We start from the raw sequence: 11,336 nt of genomic DNA on the forward strand, positions 1-11,336 counted from the left end.
CAGCCGAAACCATCATCGAAGTATCCCACCTCTGGTGCTCGATAGACCTGCAGCCGAGCCCATCACAGCACGATTGCGTTGCATCTCAATGTCCGAGTTGATAGATGCAAGGTTGCCTTCGCGGATCTTGATGCGCAAGGCTTCATCTTCAACAAAGAAAGGCTGAACATACAAAACCTTTTGTGGCCCGTTGGCCGTCATACGATTATCCAGGCGCAAGGTCACGACCGCTTTCAGGGATTGCGCGATGCTGTCAAAACCCGCAAGCATCCCAATCTTGAGTATGGCCTGCTGCGGATTGTCGGCATGCAAGGTGCTCACCACCAGCATGCCGCTGGCCGCCGCAAGGCACGCCGCCTTGGCCGATTGCTCTTCACGGATTTCCCCGATGTAGAAGGTGTCGGCCCCGCTGCGCAGGGTGTCCATCAACACCCGCATAACCTCGCCATCTTCGTTGATCTCTTCCTGATAACACTGCCCAGCTCCGTGGGGTCCCTGCAAATCGAACTCGACGGGGTTTTCCGCCGTCCAGGTGAATCCGCCGATCTTTTCCAGACGGTCCATGAGCAAGGCGCAAGCCGTCGTGGTTTTGCCAGATCCTGGCCCACCCGAAAAGATGACGAATCCGGCGCGCAATCTCGGATCGCGCAGGGCGGAAAGAATAGGCCCAGGCAATCCTATATCGTCTATCCGGCGCAGCACCTGCGCAATTCGGCGCGCGATGAAAACGGGTCCGTATGGCGTTTGACGACGCTGAACCCGCAGACGCATACCGTGAAACTCGATGCGAAACCGGACGGAGTCCACTGCCAGAAGCGTTTCTCTCAGGGCTTGCAACTCCGGCCAAAGGGCTTGCGGTACTACCTGCACCGTCAAATCCTCAGAGAACCGCTTGAAGCGACAGGAGGCGGGCTCCGCCTCGATGGCGATATCCGAAAACTCGATATCCGCGAGCCCGCCCATAAACGACCTTACTGACCGTTGCTGAACACGAAAGCCAGAGAAGTCGCCCCATTGGCGCAAGCCGAAGAAGCCTGCGCGCCGGTCGGCGTAGCATTGCTGTTACCGACCGCCGTCCCATTGACCAAGGTCGAAACCGTATCCACCTGCGACACGATCTGACGACAGATAGACGGACTGATGTTGATGTTGTTGGCTTCGATCTGATACTCATAGGAGGGAAGACCCGCACTGCCCGAGGCCACGGCAAAAGTACCGCCCACCGGAGTCGATCCTTGGAGCGACTTGGGGATCACGCCAGAAGTGGATACCCCGGAATAGTTCCCCTGAACACCAAAAACGCTGTTTACCGCACCCTGTATGGTGGTGATGTCCTGAGTAAACGCACTGGACTCACTACCGTGAAGCAGAAAGATACCCGCCACGACGCCGGCGATCACAAAGACCACGACGACAATGGCGATGAAGATCATCGTCACTGGATTCATAACCTAAAACCTCCTCGTTGAGAAAAAAACCAGAGACTCAATGTGCTGCCGCCGTCAACAGGTTCTGCAACTGCGTCATGCCTACCACAGCGATGAGAAACACGCCGTTTACACCCAGGGTTGCCCCGATGGTGATTACCGTGACCAAACCCTGAATCTTGCTCTCCGTTTCTTCCAGCCATTCCCTTGCCAGCTTTTCCACCAGCAACGGAAAAGTTGGCGAACCGGAAAAGGCCGACAGATCGTCGGCCACGATGCGATCGGGGAAACCGTAACCACTGTCGATAAAAGCCTTCCCGATCTCGGATCCGTTCTTCACGCGAATCATGGCATCCCGCAAGCGTTCGGCCATCCACGGCGACGCCATCTCTGCCTGTAACTGCAAGGCTTCGGCTTGCGGTATCCCTGCGCGAGACAACTTGGAAAACGCCAACATCCATTGCGCACCCTGCAATCGACGGTAAATGCTCCACGGCGGAACGTTCTCAACCCACACACGGGATCGACCAGACCATCTCGGCAAAGAGATGAAAGCGGCTATACCCCCGAAGAACAGCAACAGCAAAACGGCATAGAAAATCGGGCTCGTCGCCATGGACCCGAGAGGCACCATCAGCTTTGCCAAGAAAGGCCAGGTCGATGGCGACGCAATCTGGGCAATGGGCGGCACCATCTTGGTCCCAATGATGTATAGCAAGTACAACAGCAGCAAGGACATGACCGCCGGCTCAACCAGGGAGAAAACGACCCGCGTAATTACCTTGGCCACAATGTTGCTGCTGGCAAGCACGCTGCGCAGCGCATCCGGCAGTTCGCCGGCCCCCTCGCCCGCCCGGAGCACGGCCAGTTCGGACGCCGGGGCCCAGCCGACGATGGATTGGGAAAACAGCTCGCCGTTGGCCAAACGATCGTGGATTTCCGTCAGCGCCAGCCGATCCACATCCATGGATGCAAAAAAACTGTCTGGATTGGAATACCGCCCCTCGATCTGGCTCAACAGCCTTCGCACGGCCTGCCTTGGAGGCATCCCGTTATCGATGAAAACCGCCAGACGCCGGTAAAAAGCAGCCCTTTTCTTGGTACCCCAGCTTTTCCGGGCCAGTGCCCGCAGACCATCCTCCAGCCAATCCATCGCCATCAAATATCCTCCTTCTTGGTACCCCAGCTTTTCCGGGCCAGTGTCCGCAGACCGTCCTCCAGCCACACCGGGGCCATCAAAGATCCTCCAGAGTGAAAGCCCGGAGATCTCTCGGTCTTTCCTCAATTGGTCCAAGCATCTCCGCGACAAACCGTGGATCGGTTTTGCCCGAGAGGATTTTGAGCACCGCATGCGCTTCCATGGGCAACTCGGCATCGGGATTGGCCAGGTATTTCCGGCGCGCCGGCATCGGGCCCTCGTTCACCATGGTGATGAGCAATTCCTCGTCGGTGGGAATCACCTGCGACACGACGGTTCGACCAGAAATGCCCGTGCCCCGGCAATGCGCACAACCTGGACCCTTGAGGCGAACCCCTTCCATGGGAAACTCCGGGGTTGCCCAGGTTTTGAGCTTGGCCCAGTCCTCAGGGTCCACCCCCTGCTCCAGAGCCAAACGATCGTCCACCGGGATAGAACAATGCGGGCACAAGGTTTTCACCAAGCGTTGCGCAATGAGCGACGAGAGCATCTTGGGATCCTGAAGATAAAAGCCGTCCACCCCCATGGCGACCAAACGCTGGATGATCATGAACGGATCGGAGACGTGGAGCGTCGTCCAGACCTGGTGCCCCGTAATGGACGCATTGATGGCCTCCTTGGCCACCTCGAGACCACGAATTTCGCCGACCATGATGATGTCCGGATCTTGACGCAAAGCCGTTTTCAGCTTGCCGGAGAAAGCCCGGTTTTTTTCTTCGTCGGTGTTCGCGTTGGCAATGCGGTATTGCCAGACGAAGTCGCTGTCGAAGACGTATTCCACAGGATCTTCGATGGTGATAATGCGCACCCCATGACGCATCCGCAGAATGCTGTGGATCATTTGCGCCAAGGTCGTAGACTTGCCGGACCCGGTGGGCCCGGTGAACGGATTGATCCCCATGGTTTGCCGGGCAAGCCGATACAGAATGCGCCGCTGACGGCCAGAATACCCCAACTGGGCCAGAAGGTCGGCATCCTCGCGCGGCTTTTCCAGGCGGTACAGAAGTCGTGCCGCCAGGTTCATGCCGTCGTACAGAGGCGCCCGAGCCAGACGGATACCAGAAAGCCCCAAATCCTCTCCAGAATCCGTGCGCAGGAGCGCGGGGTTCACAATGACGGCATGCTGATCTTCCGTCTCACGAAACGAGGCATCGGTCACCGCCGCCATGCCCTGGAACATGGCGCGGATCATCTGGGATCCCTCGGAATAGGGGAACTGCAATCGATCCTCTACCGTGCCACGCACGCGAAACTGCACCGACAAATAGCCTTTTCCGTCTTCCCCGTGGAGCGAAAAATGGATGTCGCTGGCCTTTTCCGAGACCGCCTGCGCCACGATGCGGCGCACCTGACGAATGGCCGAGAGATTCGCTTCAGAAGCATGGGATGTGGTTTGCCGCACCTGATCGAGGACTTCCATGTCGCATTCCGTCACCTCGACCGGGAACCCTGCGCGCGCCATTTCTGCCCGCCAGGATTGAATGACCGGAGTCCCCTGGCGGCCACGCAGCACATACAGGCGACTACCGTCCACCACTGCATATTCTTTGGCCGACTCCGGGAACGGATGAGTCGCCAGGATCTCCTCAAAGGTAGGCGCAGAGGGCTCCGGTTTTTCCGGAGAACGCCTACCCAACGGGCTGCCACCCACAGAGAAACCGGCCATGGCTCAATCTCCCTTGCCAGGTAGCATCGGGGGCACAGACGAGACATTCGAGGGCGGCGGCCCGAAGTTCCGTGGGGCAGACGTTATCGGCGCAGGCGGATTCAAAGTCGGAATCGCGCCAGGTGTGGCAAACGTATTGCCCAAATCAGACACGTTGGCAATGGCCCCACCAGAAACCGCAATCGGCAGAACCCGCCGCTTTCCGTGAGCAGAAAAGTACACGCCGTTGCCGGAAACACGCTCAACCCGGCCATAGGGGGCGAGATTCATCCCAGAGTGGACCAGTACCGTCCCGCCATTGGGCAGAGCAAGCTCCGCTACATCCTGGCCATCGCCCTTGCCATAAATACTGAGGACTTTGGGCATGCCCGTTTTGCGCGCCTTGTCCATGGCGCCATCCAAGGTAGCCTGTCCAGCCGGAAACCCCGAAGACAGGTAGGGCTTCGGGGCAGAAGCGTTCTCGCCGGTACTTTTCCCCTCTTTCGCCTTGCGGATTTCTTCCTTGAGCTTGGCGATATCCAGCTGCACCCGCAGGAGCGCCGCCTCATTCTGGGCCCGAGCCAGTGCCGCCAAGGTCACGGAAGTTGAGTCGCCGCCGTCGGAGACGGACGAAGTTTCGGGCGAGGATGAGGCAGATGAAACAGGCACAGACGAAGGCATAGGGCCGGCCCACGCCTCTATGCCCGCCATACCACAACAAATCGCGGCGGAAACCGCCAGGACCAGAGGGACACCCTTAACGATGCGCATCACCGCTACCTCTGAATGGGTAAAAACACGTTGCGACATGATCGTCCTCACTTACGCACAGAAAAATGGGCCGGAATGCCTGGCTTTGGCAGGATCCTGGTTTCAGGAACGGGCTCCCTGGCCGCATTCGCCCGCAATACATACAAATTGCCCAACGCCTTGATCTGTATGTCGCCGGTTTTGGAAGGCGAAAAGGTCAGACTCAAAAATCGCAGGCCAGGTATATTCCAGTCGCGCGGGGATCCCCAATGGGATAGATCTCCAGATACCGAAAATGCCAGATGAGTCCAGGGATGCGCAGGCGGCTTGGGGGGAGAAGATTTGGCCCCAGGAAGCGGGCGCGGCACATTGGGTTGTGCAGCCGACAGACGGACTTTCAAGGAAAGGGCCTGCGATAACCCGTAGATTTTCCGCTCGGCCAATGCCTCGGGCAAGACATTCCCGTCACGGGACGGAGCAACACGCCCAACCGATTCGTGAGAGAGTATTTCCTGCCCCTGATCCGCCAAAACCCCGTCAGGGGCATCCAAAGCCGTAGCGGAAGGACCAATCTCCCACGTGTTTTGCAGGACCACACGCCCATTCGCGGGTTCGCATAGGGTGCTCTTGAGCAGCCAGCCCAAATCGGAAGGGGATACTTTCTCCAAGGCTGAAGTACACGCGCGAACGAAGTCCGAAGGGAGCGGTTGCGCTGCCCAAGGCAGCACCGCGCTCGCCGCACGGCGCGCTTCGATGGCGCGCTCGATGGCAAGCCGCCGCTCTTCCGCGGCAAGCCGTTCTTTCTGCACCTGGACCTCGTGAACATGCCAGGCCACCATGCCACCGACGACAACAGTCGTTGTTATCCCGCCCCAGACAATGACCGGCAAGACCGGATTTTTGCGCACATCCACCAGCGGACGTATCTTGGGGCCCCGCTTCAAAATCTCGGCAATCTGCTCCAAGCCGCCGTCTTTGAAGGTAGTAGGCTCACCATACGCCGCATGCTGACGACGTAAAGCGTCTACCGCCTCCCAATCACCCACGGCATCGCCATCGGGCAAGATTTCGTAGCTATCGCGAACTGCAATGTACCAATACAAGCCATTGCCCAGGTCAAAAATCCCCAGCCACGGCTCCTGGATCACGTCTGCCACCGCTGCCGCCAGGGAATACACCGTGCCACGGTATGCTCTTTCCAGCGGTAATTTCTTCGGAGCGCCAACCAGAAAATCCGAACCCAAGAGTGGCCGCGAGAACCCGCTTTGCAGGGAGCGGCTCTGCGTCCTCCTCTGAACCACCCAAAAATCCTTCCCCCGGCTTCCGGCCAGAAGATCTTTGCGCGATGGCTTGCGATCTTCGTGCCGCCAATAGAGACCTGCGGCAAACACCCGCTTGTCTCCCGGAATCTTGAGCAATACGGGCATCAGAGAATCCTCGCCGTGATCACAATGGCAATCATCTGCCTGGACAGGGACGCATCCGCACCACCACCGAGGAGCGGGAAATAAGGACTGCCTACCCCATTGTGGGTAGTGCTCCCCTGACTCTGGGAATACCCGGTCAACAACAAGGTCTGCCCAGGCTTCAGCTTGACCGACTGCTGGAACGTACTGCTATCCACCGTCGGCACCTGGATACTGCTGCCCCCGCTGCTGATCGTCTGGATGCCCACCAGATTGCTGATGGTCATATTCATGCCCAACAGGATCCGTCCGTCGACGATCTTCGGCAGAAACATCGCCGTAAAACCCGTGGTCACGGTCCCAGGAATCAGGCCACTGGTCGTGCCCACATTTGCCGTGGTGGTATTGCTGCTCTCCGCCAGATAACCCGTCTGCTGCGCCACCTGAATCGGCGTTGGTTCGCCGTTCAACGAAATCGCAGACCGGCTGAACACTTGGGTGACGTGACCCAAAGTCGCCAGCGCCTGCACGGCAATGCTGCTGCCTTGCCATTGCCCCAGCGCACCCGTTGCCGAACTCAGGATGTTCGCACCCAAAGACAAGGGTGCCGGGCCACCGGAAGACACAGACGGCGGAGCAACCCCTTGCAAGGTAACGCCATATTGCCTGCCCAGAGACTGGAACGCGCCACTCAGGTTAAGCCCGTAGTTTTGCTCGTTGTTGAGATTGACGTTGTAGACGTGCACGGTAATCGCCACCTGACGCTGCAACTGACGCGCCAGTCCTTGCACCCAATCCCGCACCCGGCGAACCTCCGGAGGGGTACCGGTGACCGTAACCGTACCTGTGGAAGCATCGACTACCACCTGCCCGCCACCCGCGACCGTCTGCGCCACCTTACTCAGATTTTTCCAAACGTCGATCTTCGAGGTGTTCGTGATACTGGTCATGCCGGTAGACGTGTTCCCGTTATTGTTACCACTGGAACCGCCGGTAGATTCGCCGATTCCACCAACCAAGCTACCAGAAGATCCAGAACTGTTGCTGTCCGCGCCAGCGGAGGCAACAATAGAACCCGAAGAATTGGTGGCCCAATCCAGAGCCGGTAACGAGAACGTCCGCGTTTCGGTCTTGAAAATGCGGATGGCACCGTTTCGGTAATTCCACCAAACACCGTTCTTTGCGGTCACCATATCCAGCAACCCAGAGAGACTGCCCGACCAGTTCAGAGGAATTGCCAAAGCAGAATGCGAGCCCGAAGCAAGCCCGATACCAGATCCGGTCTGGCTAGGCAACGGCGGCAAAAACGTTCCTGGACGACCGGGCGCAGAACCTTGCGAAAAATCCTCAACATGCACCGGAATGCCGGAAATCTCCGTGATTTTCCCGGCGATTTGCCGAAGCGTCAGAGGAGCAGAAGAAACCAGGGTGATTTTTTGGCGCAACAACGACGGGACGCGATGACGAACCTGTACTTCGTCCCCCAGCAGATAGGGGGTGGTTACCGTACTCACCACCGGAGGACTGCTTGGAAGACGAGCCGACCGGACGGACTGCTCTGCGCTGTCCTGCATCTCGTGCACTTGATGGAAAGTCGCACAGCCAGAAAGCAACACGGGAACCGCCATCCCTACCGCACGCAGCACACGACGCATGAGCAAACACCCCAAAAGGACAATCTTGCCTTGGTATAGCAAAGCGGTTTTGCGATATGGGAGAAACCATCCCTGCAGGTCCTACAGACGGTAAAGGAAGTCGCAGGCCGCGGGTCAGTTGGGTCCCATGCAGGGAGCACCTGCCGTGTGCAGCACCTGCCGTGCGCAGCACTTGCCGTGTGCAGCACCTGTCGGCGGCACGCCTGCGCCGTGCAGCGGTTGCGCCGTGCAGCGGTTGCACCGTGCAGCCGTGCAGCGGTGCAGACTGGTTCGCAACCTGGTTTATTTGGCCCGCGACTCGGAACCCGCGACCCGCGACTGGAAATACTGGTACCGCGCAAGCACCGCCGGAACGTATCGCTGGGTCTGCCGAAACGGCGGGACCCGATACCCCGCATTCACCACCGCCTGACCACCAGCGTTATAGCCCGCAATGGCGAGTTTCCAACTACCGAGTTTTCCAGCGAGGTAACGCAGATACCGGGCGCCGGCGAAGATGGCGGCCTTGGGATCAAAAGGGCTGCCCTCCCCGAATCGGTCCCAGGTCCCCGGCATGAACTGCATGAGTCCCTGCGCTCCTTTGGGGCTCACCGCATCGGGATTGAATCCCGACTCCTGAGCCGCCACGGCAAGAATCAACGCCGCAGGAACCCCGGTGGACGCAGAAGCCCGATTCGCCCACTGCACATATCGCGTTGGAATGGAAGGTAACACGCCAGGATAGACGAAATGCCCACGCGCGGAGACTCCATTTCCGCCGCCCGCGTACATTCGCTCCACCGCCAGGATCCACGCGCCGGCCGCGATGCCCCAGCAGGGGTCCTTGCGCACGTCTTGCAACGAGAATCCGTATGCTGCGAGCACCGGCAGCCATTGACCAGGAATTCCCATGGGACCAACTCCCGCGGAGGGCGAAGATCCCGCAGAGCGGGAGACCGACGCCAGTACCCGCTCGATTATGGGGATTGGGACATGATAAGCGGTGGCGGCTTCGGCTACGCAGGCGAGCATGTGTAACCCTGGCGTAAAATGGCGGGAGACTGTGGTCTCTTGTATCTTTGAAGTTCCAGGTCCGGATACTTGAGAAAGGGGTTGCTCCCATGAAAACAGCGCTTCACCCGTACAACGTCAAAAAAGAGGTCACCGTCCAAACGTATACGGCGGAATTTGGTCCAAAATTGGATCCCCAGAGCCGCCATCAAAACCGCCCAAGAGCGCGTTGTCCCGGATGCCTGGAGCCAATGATCGTTGTGGGAAATGACCGGCCTCTTCACGATCAGATTTTTTCTCATCCACGTGATGCGAATCCGCCGCCATGCCCGTTGCGCAACCGTGCGGATCACAAGTACGTGTTTCTCCACGATGTGCCAGTAGACACGGCACGCGGTCGGGCTCTTCGCGCCGATTTTTTCGAGCACTGGCAAACCCACTACGCCCATATGCGCAAGCTTCTCAACGGCTATATGGATGTCGACGACTTCATTGCCGTCATCAAGGAAGCAGATCATTCCCGCCTCTGGAGCCGCGGCAACCTCCAGGAATGGGAGGTGCCTTATATCTTCCTCGCATGGAAGGAGTGGGCCCCGGTGATAAAGAAAAAAGGACAGCTCTTGCGCCCAGTCTGGCTTCGTTTCTGGTTCGACTCCCGAGTTCGAACGCTTGATGATATATGGATTCGCACCCAAGGCGATCCCAGAATCATAAAGGCCATATATAGGAACCCCGCACGTGGCGGATCTCCCACCCTGCGCCACCTCGTCGATACAAAAACCCTCTATATCGACCAGGCATTTCTTCAGGCACAGTACCGACCGCCTGTCGATTATGTGGTCCTGAAAATGCGTCAGGCTTTCCCCAGGGATTTTCCCTGACGATTTTCGAGTCTGCGTTTGACCCATGTTTTCGCCTCTTCCAGGGTCTGAAACGGCATATATTCTTCCTCGGAAATGAGACTATCGTTCCAGAACACGGCGCATAGCCCGCCGAACGGCCCAGATGAGATCACCATCAGATATCCAGGCTCGTTCTCCTCGATCCATACGGAGGACATCCACTCGACAAAAACCTCGTCCAAGCGATGAGGACGGTACGCCTTGCCAGATCGCTGGTACCAGCGAGACCAATATCCGCCAGGCCCCTCTGGAATTCGCTGGCGGGTCTCCTTCGCCCGCACTGCCCGTAGCGTTGCCCGGTCGCGCCGCGCTACCCACCTCAACAAGTGTTCCGTTTCCGCCGGCTTCATTTCCAGGAGCGGAAACACACCCATTACGGCGTTAAATACAGCGCTCGCCTGAATTTCCCATGGAACCATTATCTTTTTTGCCCGAGGATCAGAAGTCATTCCCCACCCCCAGCACCATCGATCACCACGGTATTATTCGCCGTGTGGAAAACCGCATGAATATTGGCCCCGTTGGCGGCCAGCGCCTGCACGACCTGCGTCACCGCCTGCTGGAAATCCCCAGTGAAGGTCGTCGTGTTCGGCACCATCCAGTCTTCCGGCACCTGCCACACCACCGTCCAGTCCGATTGCGCGGCCCACTTCTGCAACTCCGTCAAAATGAGCCGCCCCTTGGTGAGCACGAAAACCGGCTGCGCCGTAAGATTCGCGGGTTCTGCGGACGCCAGTCCTGCCCCGCGCAGCGGTCCTGCGGACGGCAGCGGTCCTGCGGACGGCAGGGCTGCGGCCGGCAATATGCTCCCCGCAGGGGGCCTTGCGGGCGACAGCTCTGCTTTCCGATACCCGCCCAGATTGGGCGCAGGTGTGACTTCAGGCGAAGCCTTCGGCGGAGCCTTCGGCGAGGCCTTCGGAGCAGCCGACGGCAAGGACACCGGCACAGGCGGCGGCGTCCACAGGGTCAAGGTCTGCTGATCCCACCACAAGGCTCCATGCAAGCCCGCCTGCTGGATCTCCTCCTTCAATGCCAGCGTCCACCGCTCCCGGGTCATGGAACCCGTAACGACCACCGGGAGATCGAGCGTCACCCCGGGCTTGGTGTACACCGTCCACCCCGTCGGCAAAGTCTCCCGCAGCGCCTGCAGGAAATTTACGGTGCCGCGCTGCAGGCGATCGCTGCGATGCGCCACCCCAAAGCCGTGCTGCGCCAACACCGGCTGCACCTCGAGACTTTTCCGGTAGCCGGACAGATCGGGACCTGGCGATACCGGCGCTGGCGCCACAACGGCGGGAGGATTCACATTTTCTGGGGGGACGACGAACTGGTACATGCTGCCTCCAAAAACCGATTCTTGCCT

General features: G+C 58.9%; 11 protein-coding genes. 1 reads left to right on the forward strand and 10 read right to left on the reverse strand.

What is annotated here, in order from left to right; translation table 11 throughout:
• Positions 1-12 precede the first annotated feature (12 nt).
• The 8 genes from ACAty_RS09260 to ACAty_RS09295 form a co-directional block, all read right to left on the reverse strand.
• A complete protein-coding gene (locus ACAty_RS09260) occupies positions 13-963 on the reverse strand; it encodes an ATPase, T2SS/T4P/T4SS family (protein ID WP_004872967.1) in 951 nt (316 codons plus the stop codon).
• A gap of 8 nt (positions 964-971) precedes the next feature.
• Complete coding sequence (locus ACAty_RS09265) at positions 972-1,448, reverse strand: hypothetical protein (protein ID WP_004872969.1); 477 nt, start codon at positions 1,446-1,448, stop codon at positions 972-974.
• A gap of 37 nt (positions 1,449-1,485) precedes the next feature.
• A complete protein-coding gene (locus ACAty_RS09270; protein WP_004872971.1) occupies positions 1,486-2,586 on the reverse strand; it encodes a type II secretion system F family protein in 1,101 nt (366 codons plus the stop codon).
• Positions 2,587-2,662: 76 nt separating this feature from the next.
• Entirely contained in the window at positions 2,663-4,291 is a 1,629-nt protein-coding gene (locus tag ACAty_RS09275; RefSeq protein WP_038472108.1) for a GspE/PulE family protein, read from the reverse strand.
• A gap of 3 nt (positions 4,292-4,294) precedes the next feature.
• Positions 4,295-5,080, reverse strand: coding sequence for a type IV pilus biogenesis protein PilP (pilP, locus tag ACAty_RS09280; RefSeq protein ID WP_226824368.1), 786 nt, complete (start codon positions 5,078-5,080; stop codon positions 4,295-4,297).
• Between the two features lie 8 nt (positions 5,081-5,088).
• Positions 5,089-6,447: a type 4b pilus protein PilO2 gene (pilO2, locus tag ACAty_RS09285; protein ID WP_004872977.1), complete on the reverse strand. Its 1,359-nt coding sequence runs from the start codon at positions 6,445-6,447 to the stop codon at positions 5,089-5,091.
• Positions 6,447-8,081 (reverse strand): PilN family type IVB pilus formation outer membrane protein, encoded by a 1,635-nt coding sequence (gene pilN / locus ACAty_RS09290; RefSeq protein ID WP_004872978.1) that lies wholly within the window; start codon positions 8,079-8,081, stop codon positions 6,447-6,449. Before pilN ends, pilO2 begins: the two co-directional genes overlap by 1 nt.
• A 282-nt stretch (positions 8,082-8,363) precedes the next feature.
• A complete protein-coding gene (locus ACAty_RS09295) occupies positions 8,364-8,972 on the reverse strand; it encodes a lytic transglycosylase domain-containing protein (RefSeq protein WP_051620784.1) in 609 nt (202 codons plus the stop codon).
• 209 nt (positions 8,973-9,181) lie between these two features.
• Between ACAty_RS09295 and ACAty_RS15910 the strand changes: the two genes are divergently transcribed.
• Positions 9,182-9,952 (forward strand): hypothetical protein, encoded by a 771-nt coding sequence (locus ACAty_RS15910; RefSeq protein WP_153801825.1) that lies wholly within the window; start codon positions 9,182-9,184, stop codon positions 9,950-9,952.
• On the opposite strand, the gene ACAty_RS09305 is transcribed toward ACAty_RS15910, so the two are convergent.
• Both ACAty_RS09305 and ACAty_RS09310 read right to left on the reverse strand, forming a co-directional pair.
• The gene (locus tag ACAty_RS09305) at positions 9,925-10,422 is read right to left on the reverse strand and encodes a hypothetical protein (RefSeq protein ID WP_038472112.1); all 498 of its coding nucleotides are present in this window, start codon (positions 10,420-10,422) and stop codon (positions 9,925-9,927) included. The genes ACAty_RS15910 and ACAty_RS09305 overlap by 28 nt on opposite strands.
• Positions 10,419-11,309, reverse strand: a complete 891-nt coding sequence (locus tag ACAty_RS09310) for a toxin co-regulated pilus biosynthesis Q family protein (RefSeq protein ID WP_004872983.1) — start codon at positions 11,307-11,309, stop codon at positions 10,419-10,421. The genes ACAty_RS09305 and ACAty_RS09310 overlap by 4 nt, the downstream gene beginning before the upstream one ends.
• Between the last annotated feature and the right edge of the window lie 27 nt (positions 11,310-11,336).

Source organism: Acidithiobacillus caldus ATCC 51756 (assembly GCF_000175575.2).
GTDB lineage: Bacteria > Pseudomonadota > Gammaproteobacteria > Acidithiobacillales > Acidithiobacillaceae > Acidithiobacillus_A > Acidithiobacillus_A caldus.